Origin of the sequence: Klebsiella sp. HMSC09D12 (assembly GCF_001808475.1) — a bacterium.
Lineage (GTDB): Bacteria > Pseudomonadota > Gammaproteobacteria > Enterobacterales > Enterobacteriaceae > Klebsiella > Klebsiella oxytoca.
Genome location: NZ_KV793463.1, coordinates 37,755 through 56,934 on the forward strand (window position 1 = coordinate 37,755; position 19,180 = coordinate 56,934).

The following is a 19,180-nucleotide window of genomic DNA, read 5'->3' on the forward strand; positions in this document are numbered from 1 at the left end:
CTGGCTCAGTTTTTCTTTAACCAGCCAGCAAACAGACGGGTCACGATGGGCATCCAGAACCAGACCACCAGCGCGACCACACAGGCATCATTGATGAGGTGCAGCAGCAGGCTTCCCTTCAGCGAGGGCAACAGCATTCCGGTTATCGACGGCACCAGGTTAGTACTGGGGAAAATCACCAGCAGGGTGATTAAAAATTGCTTCCAGCGTCGCGGCTGGCGCACGTTCGCCGCAGGCGGCGTAAACCAGAAGGCCGGTTCAGTCCGGACTTCGGTACGATCGCCTTCGCTCAGCAGCGGTGCGATTTCCGCCACCAGTTCGCGCCGGGTTTCCGACTGGGTCCAGGCGTAAAGATGCTCAATGGTGTCGAAGCGAATGATAATGCTCCATAAATTCTGCCCGGGAGCCGGGCGAATCACGTTTGCGCCAAGATGACCGGGAAATTCAGCCGCAATCGGCATAATTTTGCCCAGCCACGCTTCATACCGTTGGCCATGCTCCGGGTCGAGCACATGACTGATAACCAGGGTCACCGATTTCTGCTGCGCCATTAAGAGTTCCTTGCTTCAGGGGAATGACGGGATATCCCCGCCATTAGCCATAAACAACAATGCACAAAATCGTTCATGCTGCGTCGAGGCGGCAAGGTTGTTCGTCCCCGGGAGCTGACATAAGTCAGTGACCGGGGCGGGCAAACGAAGCCAACAAAGAGGCAGCTTGAAGGATGAAGTGTATTTAAGCTTTACGCTCTGGCGCGCCATGCACCATCGTATAAGCGTAATCCACGCCCATGCCGTAAGCGCCGCTATGCTCGCGCACCAGATCCATCACCGCGTCATAGGTCTCTTTACGCGACCAGTCGCGCTGGTACTCAAGCAGCACCTGCTGCCAGGTCACCGGCACCGCACCGGCCTGCACCATACGGTCAATGGAGCGTTCGTGGGCATCAACCGAGGTGCCGCCGGAGGTATCGGTCACCACGTAAACTTCATAGCCCGCATCCAGCGCCATCAGCGCCGGGAACGTCAGGCAGACTTCAGTCCACAGAGCAGAAATAATCAGTTTCTTGCGTCCGGTCGCCTTTACCGCTTCAACAAAAGCCGCGTCTTCCCAGGAGTTCATCGAGGTACGTTCAATGGGTTTCACATCAGGATGTACGGCCAGCAATTCCGGCCAGATATAGCCGCTGAAGCTTTTGGTTTCGACGGAAGTATAAATTACCGGGACATTAAAAATTTTGCCTGCTTTGGCTAAAGCAACCGTATTATTTTTCAGGGTCTGGCGGTCAATATTTGCCACACCAAAAGCCATTTGTGGCTGGTGGTCAATAAAAATAAGCGCCGAGTTAGAGGGATCGATCAGTTCACGAATAGACATAACATATCCTGTTAATCAATGAGTTAAAAAGATACTACCGTTGCCGTTGAGCTGTCTGGATCCTGACTGATAAAGCATGGTGAGTATAGTCAGTAATTTCTAACGAGTTATTAAAGATTTTTTTCTAATTTATTTCCAAAGCGAAAAGTTATGGCGATTAGATTAACCATTACAAAACGAGCAAAATTATGTTTATCAAATTTTTACGGTTAACCGTTCTAAATTATTCACTGGAATTGAACAGGGCGCTCCGGTAAAACGGAGGCACTCATTTTTACCGGAATCTGACGCATGCGCCTGAATCTTGATGTCCTGTTAATTCTCGACGCGCTGGACAAACATGGCTCTTTTGCCACCGCCGCCGAATCGCTATTTAAGACCCCAGCTGCGCTGAGCTACATGATCCAAAAGCTGGAAAACGATCTGAATATCACTCTGCTGGATCGCTCCGGCCACCGGGCTAAATTTACCGATACGGGCAGAATGATGCTGGAGAAGGGTCGATTGCTGCTGAATGCCGCTAAGGATCTGGAAAAGCAGGCAGTGCAGCTCAGCGCCGGTTGGGAGCGGGATCTGGCTATCGCGCTGGATGACTCTTTCCCGTTTAGCGCGCTGCTGCCGCTGATCGATGCTTTCTACGCCCAGCACCCGCAAACCCGGCTTAACTTTACCCACCATACCCTCGCGGGCTCGTGGGAAGAGCTCACCCACAACGGCGCGGATATTATTCTTGGGGCGATCAATGAACCGCCAACCTCCGCCGAGTGGTCGTGGAAAATGCTCGGCGCCATGGACAATATTTTCGTCATCGCGCCGGGGCACCCGCTGGCGCAAACGACCCAACCGCTGACCAACAAGCAGCTCAGCCTGCACCGCGCGGTCGTGATCAGCGACAGCGCCCGCTACTGTCATCCGCTCAACAGCAACCTGCTCGACGAACAGCCGCAAATCCGCGTGGATGATTTTGCCAGTAAAGTTGAACTCTTGCGCGCCGGGCTGGGCTGCGGCTTTTTACCGCGCCATATTGCCCGGCGGTGGCTGGAAAGCGGCGAGCTGGTCGAAAAGGCCGTCATCTCGTGCCGCGAGAAAGATATCACCTATATGGCCTGGCGCAGCGGTAATGACGGACTGGCCCAGCGCTGGTGGCGCGAGGCCATTTTGCAGAGCGAGAGCCTGAGCCAGCTCTATGACTAACGGCTAAACCACACGCTGGCGGAGATCGCTGGCAGCGTCAGCACGCTCTCGTGCAGATCACCGGCGCCCTCTTTCAACTGCCAGCCGTGAACGTCAAGCAGCGGCGAATCTTCTACCACCACCTCGCAGGCCGCGCCGCGGTTAATCGCCACCAGCACGCGCTGTTGCTTATAGACTCGCACGAACACCACCACGTTCTCTTCGGCATAGATCACCTGACAGCCGCCGTAGCGTAGCGCCTGATTAGCCTTACGCAGTTTGCTCATGCGCTTGTACAGGTCGAGCAGTTCGCCATCCTGCAAAGCCGGATCCCACGGGAAGGGTTTACGGCAGAACGGATCGTTATTGCCATCCACGCCCACTTCATCGCCGTAGTAGATGCACGGTACCCCAGGCCAGCTGAACAGCCACACCACCGCCAACGGCAGACGCGCAACATCTTTACCCAACAGAGACTTAAAGCGCGCGGTATCGTGGCTATCAAGCTGGTTGAACATCCGCAGCTGCTGCTGATGCGACAGTCCGGCACGATAGTTGTCCATCCACGCCATGCAGGTTTGCGCATCGATTTTCTGCGGGTCGTAGGAGATATCGGTATTGGCGAGAAAGCCCCATAGCGGGAAGGTAAAGCCGCGGTAGTTCATCGCCGAGTCTTCTACGTCGGCCTGTAGCCACTGGCGCGCGTCGCCGAAATGCTCCCCGAACACGAAGGCTTCCGGCCGCTCCTGCTTCGCTGCCTGGGTAATGCCGGCGATATGGCGCAGGTTATTACGCGCCCCGCCGTCTTCACCGAGCATATGCACGACATCCAGCCGCCAGCCGTCCATGCTCCACGGCGCTTTCAGCCAGTGGCGCACCACGCTATCTTCTCCACCATAGATCTCATCTATCAGCGTCGCCGACCGGTAGTCGAGCTTAGGCAGACTGGCGTATCCCAGCCAATCGTGGGCAATGCCCTCGGGAGAAAAATTATACCAGTCGCGCCACGGCGAATCGGGGTTGTGGCAGGCGCCGCCGCTACCGCGCTGATGGCGGTCGAACCAGGCATGCGAATCGCCGCTGTGGTTGAACACGCCGTCAAGGATCAGGCGCATCCCCTCTTTTTGCGTGTTGTGACGCAGGCGCAGCAGCGCCGCATCGCCGCCAAACTGCGGGTCAACGCGACGGTAATCCTCGGTATCGTATTTATGTACGCTGGGAGCGACAAATACCGGGTTCAGATAAAGCGCCGTGACGCCAAGCTGCTTCAGGTACGGCAGTTTTTCGCTGATCCCATCGAGATCGCCGCCGTAGAAGGTGGAGCCGCCCGCCTCGCCGGTTAGCGGCTCATCCCACGCCTTGCGCACAATATCGTGACCGGCGGCATGGTGGTAATAAACGTTATCCTGCCCGGCGTCGCGTGACTGGCTGCGGGCGAAGCGGTCAGGGAAGATTTGGTAAAACACCTGATCGGCCACCCACTGCGGCCCGCTGTCCGGCATATCAACCGCAAACTGCTCCAGCCGCGCCGGCGGAAAACGATTGAACCCCTGCGGAGTGAACCACAGCTGGCGGTCGGCCCACAGCAGCTTGAAGCTGTAGCGGCGACGCGGTAGCCCGTTGACGAGGCTGATTTCCCCGCGCCACGCCACCACGCCCGGATGCGGTTCCTGCCGCAGGCGGCGCATCGGCAGCGACAGCTCCTCGTTATCTTCTTCCGCGCGTAGCGTGACCCGCGGCGGCAGATCCTCGCCGCTTAACCATAGCGTGATAATCAGTCGTTCCGGCTGCTCCTTAATAAACGGAGCAACCGGGAGGTGCCATGCCTTCAACATCATTATTCCTCTCTTTGCAGAATGGGCACACCTTGCCATAGCGTACTGGCGTATGACTCATCGTCGGCAGAATTATTGGGGGAGGATGGCGGGGGTGGAGGAACGGCTTGCCGGATAGCCCGTGCGTATCCGGCAAGAAGAGAACGAAAAGGACTAGGCTTTCGCCAGCTTACGCTCGCGGCGAGTTTTAAACTGCCAGCCAATCAGTAACAGAATAATCCACGCAAAGCCCACGTACAGCGAGATGCGCGTGTCAGGATGGTAGCCAATCAGACCGATAATAAAGACCAGGAATAGCAGGCCAATCACCGTGGTCGTTACTCCGCCAGGCACCTTAAACTTCAGCGCCTTCGCCTCTTCCGGCGGCAAACAGCGACGGAAGGCGATCTGCGACAGCAGGATCATAATCCACACCCAGACGGTGGCGAATGTCGCCAGAGAGGCGATCACCAGAAAGACGTTCTCCGGCATAATGTAGTTAAGGTAAACGGCGAACAGCAGCGCGATAGTCATTACCATCACGGTTACCCACGGCACCCCGCGACGGGACGTTTTGGTAAACATTTTCGGCGCGCTGCCCTGCTCCGCCATACCGTGCAGCATACGCCCCACGCCAAAGACATCGGAGTTAATCGCCGACAGCGAAGCGGTCAGCACCACAAAGTTCAGGATGCTGGCGGCAAAGGTAATACCCAGATGCTGGAAGGTCAGAACGAAAGGACTGCCGTTAGTTCCAACCTGGTTCCACGGATAGATAGACATAATCACGAACAGCGTACCGACGTAAAACACGAGGATACGCATCGGCACCGAGTTAATGGCGCGCGGAATGGATTTCTCCGGATCCTTCGCTTCACCGGCGGTGATGCCGATGATTTCAATCCCACCGTAGGCGAACATCACCATCTGCAGCGACATCACCATCCCCAGCCAGCCGTTGCTGAAGAAGCCACCGTTGCTCCACAGGTTGTGGATACCCGTCGGCTGCCCGCCGTTGCCGATCCCCCAGATAATGATGCCGAAACCGGCGAGGATCATGATGATAATAGTGGCGACTTTGAAGAAGGAGAACCAAAACTCCAGCTCGCCGAAGACCTTGACGCTCATCAGGTTGACGGCGCAGATAATCAGCACCACGCTGAGTACCCAGATCCAGTGCGGCACCGCCGGGAACCAGACCCCCATATAGATGCCGAAGGCCGTGACGTCGGCTATGGCGACAATCAGGATTTCAAAACAGTAGGTCCAGCCGGTGATATAGCCCGCCAGCGGGCCAAGGTAATCCTGGGCATAGCGCGAGAACGAACTGGCGGCCGGGTTGTGTACCGACATTTCGCCCAGCGCGCGCATAATAATGTAGGCCGCGACGCCGCCGATAATATAAGCCAACAGAACGCTCGGCCCCGCCATTTTAATCGCGTCAGCCGAACCATAGAAAAGGCCGGTACCGATTGCCGACCCCAGCGCCATAAAACGAATATGCCGGGTACTTAGCCCGCGCTTAAGCTTGTTACTACTTTCCATCATGTTCCATGCCGTTTTTCTCCTCTGGCCTTCGCGGGGGCAAAGCACCGGGGAGGATGACCAAAAAAACAAAAAACCACGGGACCTGAAGTCCCGTGGTTAAACACCTGTGTAAAGCGTCGGTTAGTGCGCGCTGGAGGCCACCTGACGCCCTGCTGCGCGATCCCAGATAACGGCCAGAATCACCATCACGGCGGTTGGCATCAGCCACGCCAGCCCTTGCTCCGCCAGCGGCAGGCGCGCGGTCCAGGATGGCAAAATCTCTGCAAACGCCGACGCTTTAATGCCGTCAATGATACCAAACATCAGGCTGATAAACATTGCCGGGGCAATAACGCGGGACGAATTATGCCACCAACTACGGGTAAAGCTTAATACCACGAGTGCGATACACGGCGGATAGATAGCCGTCAGCACCGGAATCGAAATCTGAATCAGGTGGCTCAGGCCAAGGTTGGAAACCGCCATCGAAAACAGGCCAAGGATAAAGACCAGCGTACGATAGGAGAACGGCAGATACTGGGCAAAAAACTCCGCACAGGCGCAGGTCAGGCCTACCGCCGTCACCAGGCAAGCGATGAAGATCAGCGCTGCCAGCAGGAAGCTCCCCGCGCCGCCGAAGGTGTGCTGGACATAAGCGTGCAGAATCGCCGCGCCGTTAGCGGACTGCTCCACCAGCGTGCCGCTATCGGAACCTAAACGGAACAACGCCAGATACAGCAGCGTCAGGCCCACGCCGGCCATCAGGCCAGCCCAGACGGTGTAACGGGTCAGCAGGCGGGCTTCGGTCACGCCGCGAGAACGCGCCGCGTTGACAATCACGATCCCAAAGACCATCGCCCCAAGGGTGTCCATGGTCAGATAGCCGTTGACGAAGCCGTTGGAGAATGGCGCGGTACGGTAGGCTTCCATCGCGTGGCTCAGCGGACCGGCTGGCCAGACGATCGCCGCAACGGCGAGAATAATCAGAGCGATGATTTTCAACGGCGCGAGGAAATTCCCGACGGTGTCCAGCAGCTTGCCCGGATAGAGCGAAACGAGGATCACCAGGGCAAAATAGATAACGCTATAAATCAGCAGCGGCAGCGGGCCGTCGCCGGTCAGCGGAGCAATCCCCACTTCAAAAGAGACGGTGGCGGTACGCGGAGTCGCAAACAGCGGCCCAACGGCAAGATAGCAAACCACCGCCAGCAGGATACCGGCAACTTTACCAATCGGCGTGCTCAGGCTCTCTACGCCGCCGCCGACTTTCGCCAGCGCCACAACCGTTAGCACCGGCAGACCCACGGCGGTAATCAGAAAGCCAATAGCCGCGGTCCAGACGTGTTCGCCGGCCTGTAAGCCAACCATCGGAGGAAAGATAATATTGCCTGCGCCGACGAACAGCGCGAAGGTCATAAAGCCCAACGCAATGATGTCGCGAGATTTTAACTGATGGGTCATAAATTCATTACAGCCTGTGGATGTGGTGTTGTAAAAACGGATAAATACCGCGCCTTTCCCCTGGGGATGATACAGCGGCCATTGTCAGTAAACTCAGCGGGATATGCTCCCAAAGCGGCGTGGAAAAGAATTGTTTTTTGAATTACCACGCAAAAACAGTCTGTCTGCGACCGTAGGGGGGCAATTTAAACGCTTATAACGTTTTAAAGCAAGGAGGGATCGCAAAAGCAGATGATTATGCTGACTCTATTTTAATGCGTAGAATTATTTACCTGATGGATGGAAAACATCTGGCTTATCATGCGAACAAAAAAGCAGCTAACGTTCGTTAATTACTCAACTTCGATTTTACTGCAAACGAAAATGACCAGCCGAAGCTGGTCATTGGCAAGTTATGCTGACACCCACATGCAGGCGTTCAATTTTTGGCAATTAAACGTTCCGGTAGCAGGAAGCTAAAGCGGGTGCCTTTACCCAGCGTACTCTCAATTTCGAGGCGGCTATCGTGATGGCTGACCGCATGTTTGACAATCGCCAGCCCCAGACCGCTGCCGCCGGTCTGTCTCGAGCGCGCTTTATCCACCCGATAGAAACGCTCGGTCAGGCGCGGAATATGTTCCGGCGCGATGCCCGGCCCGTTATCTTCGACGCTGAACATTGCCCCGTGCGGCGCTCGCTGCCAGCTTACGGTAATATCCGTTCCCGGCGGCGTATGATTGACCGCGTTATACACCAGGTTGGAAATCGCGCTGCGCAGCTGTTCTTCATTACCCAGCACTTTCAGCGATTCATCAACCGAAAAATGCAGCGCATGCTTCTGCTGGCTTAGCGTTTGCGCTTCGCGCTCAACGACCCGCAGCATCATCGGCACATCGATTTTATCGTTCATCGCCAGGACCGGCGCGGCTTCGATTCGCGACAGCGTCAGCAATTGTTTCACCAGGCCTTCCATTCGCTGAGTTTGCTCGCGCATGGTGTGCAACGCTTTTTCGCGCGTCCCCCCTTCCAGCACCTGCTCCTGCATCATCTCCAGATACCCCTGCAGCACCGTCAGCGGCGTACGCAGCTCATGGCTGACGTTAGCGAAAAAGTTTCTCCGCGCCCCTTCCAGCTGGTGCATCTGCGTAACATCGCGCGCAACCATCAGCAGCTGTTTATCGCTGTAGGGCATCACGCGAATCTCCAGATGGCGACCGTTATTCAGTACCAGGTTGAGCGGTTTAGAAAAATCCCTGTATTTCAGGTAATTGGCAAATTCAGGATAGCGCAAGAGGTTAAGGATGTTCTGCCCGTTATCGTCAGGCCAGCGCAGATTCAGGATCTGCTGCGCCAGGCCGTTACACCAGAACATCGCGCCTTCTTCGGTGGTCAGCACTACCGCATCCGGCAGAGACTCCGCCCCGCTGCGAAAGCGCTTAATCAGGTTGCCCAGCTCACGGCGACGCTTTTTATTACGCATCTGCATTTGATGCAGTCCGTACAGCAGCGGCTCCCAGCTGCCACTACCCGGCGGAGGCGTCATGCTGCGGTCAACCCACAGCCACCATGACAGGCGCATCAGATTCCAGAAATGCCAGATAAGAAGACCGGTCACTGCCGCCAATAAAAACCACGGCAGATGACCTAAAAACGCCCCGAGGATCAGGGCCGGGATACAACACAAGAAAAGCTCAAGCGCCAGCCTTTTCCATGACAGCCGTTCCAGCACGGTTCACACTCCTGTCAACATTCAGAATCGGGCGGAGAAACGATATCCCGTACCGCGAACCGTTTGTACCATCCGGTCATGGCCGCTATGTTCCAGCGCTTTGCGCAGACGGCGAATATGCACGTCTACCGTTCTGTCTTCGACATAAACGTTGGTTCCCCAGACGTGATTCAGCAGCTGTTCGCGGCTATAAACCCGTTCCGGGTGGGTCATAAAGAAGTGTAATAATTTAAACTCCGTCGGCCCCATATCCAGCGGATTTTCACCGGTCATGACCCGATGCGAAGAGGGGTCGAGGCTCAGCCCCTGCATTTCAATCACCTCTTCCACCGCCATCGGCGAAATGCGCCGCATCACGGCTTTAATTCGCGCCACCAGCTCTTTCGGGGAAAACGGCTTAGTGATGTAGTCATCGGCGCCGGTCTCCAGACCGCGGACGCGATCTTCCTCTTCGCCGCGGGCGGTGAGCATCACCACGGGAATATCGCGGGTCATCGCTTCACGCTTGAGCTGTTTAATAAACTGCAGACCCGACCCACCCGGCAGCATCCAGTCGAGGAGGATCAAATCCGGCCAGGGTTCATTGAGCTGATTAACCGCGCTGTCAAAATCTTCCGCCTCGACGGGCTGAAAGCCGTTTTGCTCCAGAACAAAGCAAACCATCTCGCGGATTGGAGCTTCATCTTCAACGACCAGAATTCTTCTCGCCATTATTTACCCTGTATTTTTTAGCCATCAGTATAGAAGTGCGCGGCCATTATGCGTCAGATTTATGACAGATTTATGAAAAAAATGACCGCCGGATGAACGCGGATTTCGAATTGTGACACGGACTTATCGCGCCTGAGAGCAGTCTTATCCCCGTAATAATTCGGCTTGCTTAAAGGCAGCAAGGGCGTAAGTCCCAAAAAAGAGATAACGATGCGACTGGGTGGGCGCGGGTAGCCAACGCATAAGCAACTTGAAGGATGACGGGTATATAATGCCGCTTTCGCTTTTACGCTATGGAACAACTATGCGCATCCTTCATACCTCTGACTGGCATCTTGGGCAAAATTTTTACAGCAAAAGTCGCGCCGCCGAACATCAGGCGTTTCTCGACTGGCTGCTGGCCAGCGCGCAGGAACATGACGTCGATGCCATTATTGTCGCGGGCGATATTTTTGATACCGGCTCCCCGCCGAGCTACGCGCGCGAGCTGTATAACCGGTTTGTCGTTCAGCTGCAGCAAACCGGCTGTCGGCTGGTGGTGCTGGCGGGCAACCATGATTCGGTCGCCACCCTCAACGAGTCGCGAGACATTCTTGCGTTCCTGAAAACCACGGTCGTGGCCAATGCCGGCCACGCCCCCTTTATTCTGCCGCTGCGCGACGGTTCGCCGGGGGCGATTTTTTGCCCGGTGCCGTTCCTGCGCCCGCGTGAACTGGTAACCAGCCAGGCCGGGCACTCCAGCGGCGAAAAGCAGCAGCAGCTCCTGAGCGCCATCAGCGACTATTACCAGCAGCAGTACCAGCAGGCCTGCGAACTGCGCGGCGACCGGGCGCTACCGATTATCGCCAGCGGCCATTTAACCACCGTCGGCGCCAGCAAAAGCGACGCGGTGCGCGAAATCTATATCGGTACGCTGGACGCCTTTCCGGCGAGCCGTTTTCCGCCTGCCGACTATATTGCGCTCGGCCATATTCACCGTGCGCAGGTGGTGGGCGGCTGCGAGCATATCCGCTACAGCGGCTCCCCCATCCCGCTGAGCTTTGATGAAACAGGGAAAAATAAAAGCGTCAATCTGGTCACTTTTACCCACGGGCGTCTGGCGGATGTCACGCCGCTTATCGTTCCCGTCACCCAGCCGCTGGCGGTGCTAAAGGGCGATTTCGCCAGCATTAGCGAGCAGCTAAACCAATGGCAGGATAGCGCCCTGCAGCCCGCAGTGTGGCTGGATATCGAAATCACCAGCGACGAATATATGCATGATATCCAGCGTAAAATTCAGGCGCAGACCGAAACGCTGCCGGTGGAAGTCCTGCTGGTGCGCCGCAGTCGCGCCCAGCGCAACCGCATTCTGGCCGGCGCTCAGCGAGAGACCCTCAGCGAACTGCAGGTGGAGGATGTCTTCGCCCGCCGTCTGGCGCTGGAAACGCTGGAAGCCGCGCAGCAGCAGCGCCTGGAACAGCTTTTTAATGAAACGCTGCATAGCCTGAACGGTGAGGATCGCCTGTGAAAATACTCAGCTTACGCCTGAAAAACCTCAATTCACTGAAAGGTGAATGGAAAATTGATTTCACCGCTGAGCCGTTCGCCAGCAACGGTCTGTTCGCGATTACCGGGCCGACCGGCGCCGGAAAAACCACGCTGCTGGATGCTATCTGCCTCGCGCTCTATCACGAAACCCCGCGCCTGAGCAGCGTGTCGCAATCACAAAACGATCTGATGACCCGCGACACCGCCGAATGTCTGGCGGAAGTGGAGTTCGAAGTCAAAGGCATCGCCTATCGCGCCTTCTGGAGTCAGAACCGGGCGCGAAACCAGCCGGACGGCAACCTGCAGGTGCCGCGCGTCGAGCTGGCGCGCTGCGAGGATGGCAAAATCCTCGCCGATAAGATCAAAGACAAGCTGGAAATGACCGCCTCGCTCACCGGCCTGGACTATGGCCGCTTCACCCGCTCGATGCTGCTATCGCAGGGGCAGTTCGCCGCCTTCCTGAATGCTAAACCGAAAGAGCGCGCCGAGCTGCTGGAAGAGCTGACCGGTACCGAAATTTACGGCCAGATTTCCGCGCAGGTCTTTGAAAAGCATAAGCAGGCCCGCGTCGAGCTGGAGAAAATCCAGGCTCAGGCTTCCGGCGTCCTGCTGCTAAGCGACGACCAGCAGCAGGCGCTACAGCAAAGTTTGCAAGCGCTTACTGATGAAGAAAAACAGAAGGTTAGCGAACAAAGCCGTCTGCAAAATGCCCGTCAGTGGCTGGTACGCCGCGCAGAGCTGACAGCAGAAGATCTGCAGGCGCAGAGCGCGCTACGCGAAGCCCAATCTGCGCTGGAGCAGGCGCAGCCGCAGCTGACCGTGCTGCTGAATGCCCAGCCTGCAGAGCACTTACGTCCACAGTGGACGCGTCAGCAGGAACAAACCACCGCGCTGGCGCAAACCCGTCGCCTGAGAGAAGAAGTAAATACTCGCTTACATGAAAGGCTGCGACGGCGAGCGGGGATTCGCCTCGCCGCCCGCCAGCAGTCTGAACGCCTGCAGAGCCACCAGCAAACGCTCTCCGCATGGCTAAAAGAGCATGACCGTTTTCAGCGGTGGGGCAATGCGCTGGCGGGCTGGCGGGCGGCTTTCCAGCAGCAGACTCGCGATACCCAGCAGCAAGCCGCCCTGCAGCAACGTCTGGCGGAAACCCGTCGCAGACTGGCAGACCTGCCGCCCGCCGGGCTGACGCTGGATGCCGAACAGGTCAGCGCCGGGCTGGCGCAGCACGCCGCGGCTCGCGCTCTGCGCCAGCAGCTCTCAGCGCTACATAGTCAACTTCAGCCTCTGGGCCAGCGCCTGATGCAGCTCAACGCCGCCGGGCAGGCCACCAGGCAGGAGCAGGAAAAACTGGAAGCGATACTGGCTCAGCGCCGTCAGGCTTATAAAGAGAAGAATCAGCAGCTGAGCGATGTGAAAGCCCTGTGCGAAATGGAAGCGCGCATTGCCGGTCTTGAGGCCGAGCGTGCTCGCCTGCAGCCCGGTACCCCTTGTCCGCTCTGCGGTTCCGCGCAGCATCCGGCCGTCGCCGAATATCAGGCGCTGGTTCCCGGCGTTAATCAGGCGCGGCGCGATGCGCTGGAGCGCGAAGTTAAACAGCTGGCGGAGGCTGGCGCCCTGGTGCGCGGCGAGCTGGACGCCCTGATTAAGCACCAGCAAAAAGAGGCGGCTGAGAAAGCATCGCTTCTGCAGCAGGAGCAAGCGCTTACATCACGCTGGCAGGAGACGATCGGCGGATTAAATATCGACCTGACGCCAAAGGATGATATTCCGGGCTGGATAAATGCGCAGCAGGAGCATGAACAGCGGCTCTATCAGCATCAGCAGCGTCTGGCCTGGCAGGCTCAGCAGCAGGAGTGCCAGCAGCAGCTTCAGCAGCTACAGCAGGAACAAGAGCAGCGCAGCGCCGCGCTGGCGGCCGAACTGAGCGCCTTTAGCCTGAGCCTACCGGCTGCAGAGCAGACCGCGAGCTGGCTGGCGCTGCGGGAAGAAGAGACCCGCAGCTGGCAGGCCAAACAGAATGAACTGCTCGCCCTGCAGGAACAGCTCCAGCAGCTGACCCCGCTGCTGGAGGCCTTACCGGAAACGGACTTAGCGGCAGAACCCGCGCCGCTCGACGGCTGGCGTCAGGTGCACGATGACTGCCTCGCGCTCCAGAGCCAGTGGCAAACTCTGGGGCAGCAGGAGAGCCAGCAGCAGGTTCAGTTGAAAGAGAGCGAAGCGCAGTTCAGCGCAGCGCTGGCCGCCAGCCCCTTCGCGGACCGGCAGGCATTTCTCGCCGCGCTGCTTGATGAGGAAACGCGCCAGCGTCTCGAAAACCTGAAACAGACGCTGGAGAGCAGGCTACAGCAGAATCAGGCGCTGGCGCTACGGGCTCGCGAAGCGCTCGATAACCACAGCCGGCAGCCGCCGGCGGAAATGGACTTCAGCCAGTCTCTTGAGCAGGTGCAGGAACAGCTTCAGCAGCTAACGACGCTGCTGCGGGAAAACAGCGCCCGTCAGGGAGAGATTCGCCAGCAGCTGAAACAGAATGCAGAAAACCAGCAGCGTCAGCACGCTTTACGCCAGCAGATGGAGCGCACCGCGCAGGAAGTGGAAGACTGGGGATGGCTGAACTCGCTTATCGGCTCCAGGGAGGGCGATAAATTCCGTAAATTTGCCCAGGGCCTGACGCTGGATAATCTGGTGTGGCTGGCCAACCATCAGCTTAATCGCCTGCACGGTCGCTATCTGCTGCAACGTAAAGCCAGCGATGCCCTGGAGCTTGAAGTGGTCGACACCTGGCAAGCGGACGCGGTGCGCGACACCCGGACCCTCTCCGGCGGCGAGAGTTTCCTCGTAAGCCTCGCGCTGGCGCTGGCGCTCTCCGACCTGGTGAGCCATAAGACGCGGATAGACTCGTTGTTTCTTGATGAGGGCTTCGGCACGCTGGATAGCGAAACCCTCGATACCGCGCTGGATGCGCTGGACGCGCTCAACGCCAGCGGCAAGGTTATCGGCGTCATCAGCCACGTCGAGGCGATGAAAGAGCGCATTCCGGTGCAAATTAAAGTTAAAAAGATCAACGGGCTGGGCTATAGCCGCCTGGATAAAACCTTCGCCGTCGAATAATGTTCTCCCTCCGCACCTGTCTTCAAGACCTCTCCCACGGGAGAGGTCGCTCCGTTGTCCGGGTCAGAAATTCACGATACATCTTGATATCGCACGAATATGCATGATAAGTTCAATTAAATTGCTTTAATGATGAAAACCAGGCTAATTCATGCATGAAAACGCGTTTATTATCGTCATCGCATCATTTCGTGCAAAAACGTGCATCGATAACTTTTCTGACGGGCGAACTGCGGCCTCCGGCAGCATCGTCCCATCCCCTCTGGCCCATTAAGAAGGTCTTAACCATGAAAAATTTACTAATTTTGATTGCCGGCCCGGTACGCAGCGGCACTCACAATCGCGCGGAACTAATCGACGCTAACCTGAACAATATGGCCCAGGTTGCGCTACGCGTTTATCAGAAAGGACATATCCCCGTGGTCGGCGAATGGCTGGCTCTCCCCATTGCCAAAGCCGCGGGCTCCACGGAAATTGGCGATGCGATTAGCGAGGAATATCTCTACCCCGTCGCTCACCGCTTAATTAGCCGCTGTGACGCTATTTTACGCCTGCCGGGCGAATCTCGCGGCGCGGATCTGGATATTGAGGAAGGCAAAAAAAGGGGGCTGTCGATTTATTACAGCCTGGAGGAGATCCCGGACCGATAATCCGCAGGGTACCCGCTGCACCGTTCAGGCCGCGCAGCGGGTTGAAGATTACAGCGGCCACAGCCAGGCCGCGCCGCGCACGCCACTGGAGTCCCCGTGCACCGCCCGGCGAATCGGCGTCTCGCATTCACCGCCGAATACCCATGGTTTTAGCAGATTCGGCACCGTTTGATAGAGACGATCAACGTTGCTCATTCCCCCGCCAAGCACAATGACGTCCGGATCGAGAATGTTGACCACGTGAGCCAACGACTTCGCCAGCCGCATCTCGTAGCGGCTCAGCGCCAGTTCCGCCACCGGATCCTGCTCGCTGACGCGCTGCATAATCTCGCTGCCCTTTAGCTGGTGGCCGCTTAACCGCTTGTAATCGATAGCAAAGCCGGTGCCGGAAATAAAGGTTTCGATACAGCCCTGTTTACCGCAGTAGCACGGTACTTCAGCGCGATAGCGCAGTTCATCCTCATCCATCCACGGCAGCGGATTGTGTCCCCACTCGCCCGCCGTGCCGTTGCCGCCAATATGGGCGCGTCCGTTAAGCGCCACGCCTGAACCGCAGCCGGTGCCAATGATCACCGCGAATACCGTTTGCGCCCCGGCCGCCGCGCCGTCGACCGCTTCCGACACCGCGAGGCAGTTGGCATCGTTGGCCAGACGCACTTCACGTTGCAGGCGCTGGCAAAGGTCTCTATCAAACGGCTGGCCGTTGAGCCACGTTGAGTTGGCATTTTTAACTACGCCGGTATAAGGCGAAATCGAACCGGGGATGCCGACGCCGACCGTGCCGCTCTGCCCGGTAGCCTGCTCGGCCATCTCGACCAGCGAGGCTATCGTCTCTATCGTCTGGCGATAATCCCCCCCTGGCGTAGGCAGGCGGTGGCGAAATAGCTGCTCTCCCTGGTCGCTCAGCGCGATGACTTCCGTTTTGGTCCCGCCTAAATCAATCCCAATGCGCACTGTGAATTCCTCTCCCGATTAACAATGCAAGCATAGCGACAATTCGCTATCATGCCCGCTGGATTTAACGACAAAGCCGTGGAAATTATCATGCTGTGGTTCAAAAATTTAATGGTTTATCGTCTCAGCCGCGACATTTCCCTGCGCGCCGAGGAGATGGAAAAACAGCTGGCCGAGCTGACATTTACCCCATGCGGCAGCCAGGATATGGCCAAAACCGGTTGGGTTCCGCCGATGGGCTCGCACAGTGATGCGCTGACCCATACGGCAAATGGCCAGATAGTTATCTGCGCGCGTAAAGAAGAGAAGATCCTGCCGTCTCCGGTGATCAAACAGGCGCTGGAAGCAAAGATCTTCAAGCTGGAAGCCGAACAGGGCCGTAAGCTGAAAAAAACGGAAAAAGATTCGCTGAAGGATGAAGTGCTTCATTCCCTGCTGCCGCGCGCCTTTAGCCGCTTCAGCCAGACCATGATGTGGATCGATACCGTCAACGGGTTGATCATGGTGGACTGCGCCAGCGCCAAAAAAGCGGAAGATACGCTGGCGCTGCTGCGTAAAACCCTGGGCTCGCTGCCGGTTGTTCCGCTGGCGCTGGAAACCCCGATCGAACTGACGCTGACCGAGTGGGTGCGTTCCGGTACCGTGGCTCAGGGCTTCCAGCTGCTGGATGAAGCCGAGCTGAAAGCGATGCTGGAAGATGGCGGCGTGATCCGCGCGAAAAAACAGGATCTGGTCAGCGATGAGATCGCTGTGCACATTGAGGCTGGTAAGGTGGTGACCAAGCTGGCGCTCGACTGGCAACAGCGCATTCAGTTCTTAATGTGCGATGATGGTTCGATTAAACGTCTGAAGTTCTGCGACGAGCTGCGGGACCAGAATGAAGATATCGACCGGGAAGATTTCGCTCAGCGCTTTGACGCGGACTTTATTCTGATGACCGGCGAACTGGCCGCGCTAATTCAGAATCTGGTAGAAGGGTTAGGCGGCGAAGCGCAGCGCTAATCGGGTAAATTCCTTCCTGCCTGCGCAGGAAGGAAACGAACGTTACAGATAGCGGCACAGATAAGACGTGGGTTCAGCCACCTGCAAATTAAACTCGCTATTCCCCGGAACGTTGAATACTTCCCCGGCAGCATAGACTTTCCACTCGGTTTCACCCGGCAGAAGAACGTTCAGCGCGCCGCTGACTACGGTCATCTCTTCCGGCTGCGCGGTCCCGAAGGTGTATTCCCCTTCCGCCATAACGCCCACGCTCGCACGACCGGTGCTGCTGCTGGTGAAGCCAATGGATTTTACTTTTCCGTCAAAGTATTCATTGCTTTGAAGCATAAACTCGCCCTTATGATCTTGTGTTGAAGGCACAATATAGGGGGCGCTCCTTGCCCCTGTCACGTAAAATTAACGTGTTACAACAGGTTAAACTAATAGTTCTGCCGCCAGCCGTGAAATCAGTATATTTGACAATAAAACCGGAATATCCAGCGCTTTTTGTAATATATCGCGATGCTGCTGGTGGTAACAAAGACAATCCAGCATTAATACGTCAGCGCCTTGTTCAATTAACTCCCTGCCCGCGGCCAGCAGCTGTTCTTTACTACCGTTAACCGGACTGCAGATAGCATAAAAAGGAGTATGCGTTAACACCTGCCATTTATCCCGCTGCAGCGGCAGCATCTCTTCCACCGGAACAATTACTCCCACCTGATGGCCGTCAACAATCGACGCGACCAGCGGCGGAATGATCCTTTGCGGCTCGAGCAGGATTGCATTATTTGCTTTAAATCCGCTAAAAGGATGGGTACTCATCAGTAAAATAAGGTCGTAATTTTGTTTATCGAGCATCGCAATGACGCTATGTAAATCACGTTCAACTTTCTGCCGCGAGACTTGCGCGATTTGATTATCATTGAGCAAGGTTAACAGCGCTTCATCGCCGGGTTCCACGCAGTAATCGCGCATAACCTCTTCGCGCGCCATTTTGCCTAACAGGCTAATATGATTAATCTGATCTTCCCTGATATGTTCAGTTAAAAGCGGCAACATCTCCGCCACCGGTACCACCCCAATGGTCAAAATTGCCATCGATGCACTACTCATATCATTTACCTTTGTCACAACCGCTGTTTCAAAACAGGCTTCTATTTACGACTTCTGCCCCCTGGTGACCAAAATCAACCGTCGTGAAGCGTAGCAGGTTACGGCTAATATGGAATGTAAAGATTCCAGAAGCGCTTAAAACGCTCCTGAAAATCCGTATCTTAGTTAATCATTAGTACTGTTAATTAATTAAAAATGTGATATATGCCCGGTTACGACTTTTTCAGAGCGAATCCCGGACATTTATTGGGGGATTATGACTTATCAGGATCTTCGTAACGCCGTTTAGCGTCCAGCGCTTCCTGTTCTGTAGGGTGCTCACTGATAAGCGAGTCAGGCGTCGGATGGTCAGCGCGCAGTTCATACCAGGTCACCGTTTGCCCCTCGGGGCCTTTCTCAACGGCGACAACGCGCGCTTCCCTTGGATATGGAGGTCTGGTCGGCATAGCATTTCCTTTTTTTACCTTAAGAGATTTAAAGTATAGGCGCTGCCGATCCGTTTACCCCAGGTAAAGTCTTAACTGGTATAGGTCTCACCGCAGACGGTCGTCATAATCTGTTCAACGACTTCATCCGGCGGGACGGTCGCGTTGATAATATGATGCGCGGCGGCCCGATACAGCGCTTCCCTCTGTGCCAGCACCTCCCCCACTTCATCGCGGATCGGCTTTCCGGTCAGCGTAGGGCGCTGTTCCGCCTTCGGATAGGCTTCAAGACGACCAATCAGGGCAGAAACCGTGGCCTCAAGATAGATCACGACGCCATTTTCCCGCATAAACTGACGATTGTATTCGCTGAGAATAATGCCGCCGCCGGTAGCGATGATCGTTGCGGGTTGAGCGACGCGTTCCAGCGCCTGCGTTTCCAGAGCGCGAAAGCGTTCCCAGCCTTCCTGCTGAACGATAGTCGCCACGCTGCGTTGTTCATGCTCCTGAAGCTCATGATCCGTATCGGCGAACTGGAAACCGCGAGCTTCCGCCAGCGCATGACCGATCGTCGTTTTACCGCAGCCGCGAGGCCCGACAAGAAAAATTAGCTGTGTCATTACCGAAGACCCCTTGGTTCCGCGT

17 protein-coding genes are annotated in these 19,180 nt (G+C 56.5%); 5 read left to right on the forward strand and 12 right to left on the reverse strand.

Annotated features, from left to right (window positions below; translation table 11 throughout):
- Positions 1-5: 5 nt before the first annotated feature.
- Positions 6-551, reverse strand: a complete 546-nt coding sequence (locus HMPREF3178_RS10435; RefSeq protein WP_004099408.1) for an antibiotic biosynthesis monooxygenase — start codon at positions 549-551, stop codon at positions 6-8.
- A gap of 184 nt (positions 552-735) precedes the next feature.
- Positions 736-1,377: a hydrolase gene (locus tag HMPREF3178_RS10440; protein ID WP_004099407.1), complete on the reverse strand. Its 642-nt coding sequence runs from the start codon at positions 1,375-1,377 to the stop codon at positions 736-738.
- 291 nt (positions 1,378-1,668) lie between these two features.
- On the opposite strand from HMPREF3178_RS10440, the gene HMPREF3178_RS10445 reads away from it, so the two are divergent.
- A complete protein-coding gene (locus HMPREF3178_RS10445) occupies positions 1,669-2,571 on the forward strand; it encodes a LysR family transcriptional regulator (RefSeq protein WP_004099406.1) in 903 nt (300 codons plus the stop codon).
- Here the strand turns inward: HMPREF3178_RS10445 and malZ are convergent.
- From malZ to phoB, 5 genes are all read right to left on the reverse strand, one after another.
- Positions 2,568-4,385, reverse strand: a complete 1,818-nt coding sequence (gene malZ / locus HMPREF3178_RS10450; RefSeq protein WP_017146525.1) for a maltodextrin glucosidase — start codon at positions 4,383-4,385, stop codon at positions 2,568-2,570. The genes HMPREF3178_RS10445 and malZ overlap by 4 nt on opposite strands.
- 153 nt (positions 4,386-4,538) lie before the next feature.
- Positions 4,539-5,909 (reverse strand): proline-specific permease ProY, encoded by a 1,371-nt coding sequence (proY, locus tag HMPREF3178_RS10455; RefSeq protein WP_017146526.1) that lies wholly within the window; start codon positions 5,907-5,909, stop codon positions 4,539-4,541.
- A 123-nt stretch (positions 5,910-6,032) separates the two neighbouring features.
- Positions 6,033-7,352, reverse strand: coding sequence for a branched-chain amino acid transporter carrier protein BrnQ (gene brnQ, locus HMPREF3178_RS10460; protein WP_004099403.1), 1,320 nt, complete (start codon positions 7,350-7,352; stop codon positions 6,033-6,035).
- Positions 7,353-7,770: 418 nt separating this feature from the next.
- Complete coding sequence (gene phoR / locus HMPREF3178_RS10465; protein ID WP_004099402.1) at positions 7,771-9,060, reverse strand: phosphate regulon sensor histidine kinase PhoR; 1,290 nt, start codon at positions 9,058-9,060, stop codon at positions 7,771-7,773.
- Between the two features lie 21 nt (positions 9,061-9,081).
- Positions 9,082-9,771, reverse strand: coding sequence for a phosphate response regulator transcription factor PhoB (gene phoB, locus HMPREF3178_RS10470; protein WP_004099401.1), 690 nt, complete (start codon positions 9,769-9,771; stop codon positions 9,082-9,084).
- Between the two features lie 304 nt (positions 9,772-10,075).
- Between phoB and sbcD the strand changes: the two genes are divergently transcribed.
- The 3 genes from sbcD (at position 10,076) to HMPREF3178_RS10485 (ending at position 15,059) form a co-directional block, all read left to right on the forward strand.
- A complete protein-coding gene (gene sbcD, locus HMPREF3178_RS10475) occupies positions 10,076-11,278 on the forward strand; it encodes an exonuclease subunit SbcD (RefSeq protein WP_017146527.1) in 1,203 nt (400 codons plus the stop codon).
- Positions 11,275-14,409, forward strand: coding sequence for an exonuclease subunit SbcC (gene sbcC, locus HMPREF3178_RS10480; RefSeq protein ID WP_017146528.1), 3,135 nt, complete (start codon positions 11,275-11,277; stop codon positions 14,407-14,409). Before sbcD ends, sbcC begins: the two co-directional genes overlap by 4 nt.
- A gap of 287 nt (positions 14,410-14,696) precedes the next feature.
- Entirely contained in the window at positions 14,697-15,059 is a 363-nt protein-coding gene (locus HMPREF3178_RS10485; protein WP_004099398.1) for a TIR domain-containing protein, read from the forward strand.
- 48 nt (positions 15,060-15,107) lie between these two features.
- On the opposite strand, the gene mak is transcribed toward HMPREF3178_RS10485, so the two are convergent.
- Positions 15,108-16,013 (reverse strand): fructokinase, encoded by a 906-nt coding sequence (gene mak, locus HMPREF3178_RS10490; RefSeq protein ID WP_004099397.1) that lies wholly within the window; start codon positions 16,011-16,013, stop codon positions 15,108-15,110.
- A gap of 90 nt (positions 16,014-16,103) precedes the next feature.
- On the opposite strand from mak, the gene rdgC reads away from it, so the two are divergent.
- Positions 16,104-17,015, forward strand: coding sequence for a recombination-associated protein RdgC (rdgC, locus tag HMPREF3178_RS10495; RefSeq protein ID WP_004099396.1), 912 nt, complete (start codon positions 16,104-16,106; stop codon positions 17,013-17,015).
- 42 nt (positions 17,016-17,057) lie between these two features.
- Here the strand turns inward: rdgC and ppnP are convergent, their stop codons facing one another.
- The 4 genes from ppnP to aroL all read right to left on the reverse strand — a co-directional run bounded on the left by ppnP (position 17,058) and on the right by aroL (position 19,155).
- Positions 17,058-17,342 carry a pyrimidine/purine nucleoside phosphorylase gene (ppnP, locus tag HMPREF3178_RS10500; RefSeq protein ID WP_004099395.1) on the reverse strand — a complete coding sequence of 95 codons (285 nt, stop codon included), beginning with the start codon at positions 17,340-17,342 and terminating at the stop codon, positions 17,058-17,060.
- Positions 17,343-17,429: 87 nt separating this feature from the next.
- Entirely contained in the window at positions 17,430-18,110 is a 681-nt protein-coding gene (locus HMPREF3178_RS10505; protein WP_029496867.1) for an AroM family protein, read from the reverse strand.
- Positions 18,111-18,364: 254 nt separating this feature from the next.
- Positions 18,365-18,556, reverse strand: a complete 192-nt coding sequence (yaiA, locus tag HMPREF3178_RS10510) for a protein YaiA (RefSeq protein ID WP_004099393.1) — start codon at positions 18,554-18,556, stop codon at positions 18,365-18,367.
- 71 nt (positions 18,557-18,627) lie between these two features.
- Positions 18,628-19,155 (reverse strand): shikimate kinase AroL, encoded by a 528-nt coding sequence (gene aroL / locus HMPREF3178_RS10515; protein ID WP_004099392.1) that lies wholly within the window; start codon positions 19,153-19,155, stop codon positions 18,628-18,630.
- Positions 19,156-19,180: the final 25 nt, after the last annotated feature.

What these genes read in the sequence shown, in the direction of transcription:
- rdgC (WP_004099396.1), top strand. Translation starts at nt 16,104, where the DNA reads ATGCTGTGGTTCAAAAATTTAATGGTTTATCGTCTCAGCCGCGACATT.
- HMPREF3178_RS10485 (WP_004099398.1), top strand. Translation starts at nt 14,697, where the DNA reads ATGAAAAATTTACTAATTTTGATTGCCGGCCCGGTACGCAGCGGCACT.
- aroL (WP_004099392.1), bottom strand. Translation starts at nt 19,155, where the DNA reads ATGACACAGCTAATTTTTCTTGTCGGGCCTCGCGGCTGCGGTAAAACG.
- sbcD (WP_017146527.1), top strand. Translation starts at nt 10,076, where the DNA reads ATGCGCATCCTTCATACCTCTGACTGGCATCTTGGGCAAAATTTTTAC.
- proY (WP_017146526.1), bottom strand. Translation starts at nt 5,909, where the DNA reads ATGGAAAGTAGTAACAAGCTTAAGCGCGGGCTAAGTACCCGGCATATT.
- malZ (WP_017146525.1), bottom strand. Translation starts at nt 4,385, where the DNA reads ATGTTGAAGGCATGGCACCTCCCGGTTGCTCCGTTTATTAAGGAGCAG.
- yaiA (WP_004099393.1), bottom strand. Translation starts at nt 18,556, where the DNA reads ATGCCGACCAGACCTCCATATCCAAGGGAAGCGCGCGTTGTCGCCGTT.
- HMPREF3178_RS10505 (WP_029496867.1), bottom strand. Translation starts at nt 18,110, where the DNA reads ATGAGTAGTGCATCGATGGCAATTTTGACCATTGGGGTGGTACCGGTG.
- brnQ (WP_004099403.1), bottom strand. Translation starts at nt 7,352, where the DNA reads ATGACCCATCAGTTAAAATCTCGCGACATCATTGCGTTGGGCTTTATG.
- phoB (WP_004099401.1), bottom strand. Translation starts at nt 9,771, where the DNA reads ATGGCGAGAAGAATTCTGGTCGTTGAAGATGAAGCTCCAATCCGCGAG.
- HMPREF3178_RS10435 (WP_004099408.1), bottom strand. Translation starts at nt 551, where the DNA reads ATGGCGCAGCAGAAATCGGTGACCCTGGTTATCAGTCATGTGCTCGAC.
- ppnP (WP_004099395.1), bottom strand. Translation starts at nt 17,342, where the DNA reads ATGCTTCAAAGCAATGAATACTTTGACGGAAAAGTAAAATCCATTGGC.
- HMPREF3178_RS10445 (WP_004099406.1), top strand. Translation starts at nt 1,669, where the DNA reads ATGCGCCTGAATCTTGATGTCCTGTTAATTCTCGACGCGCTGGACAAA.
- HMPREF3178_RS10440 (WP_004099407.1), bottom strand. Translation starts at nt 1,377, where the DNA reads ATGTCTATTCGTGAACTGATCGATCCCTCTAACTCGGCGCTTATTTTT.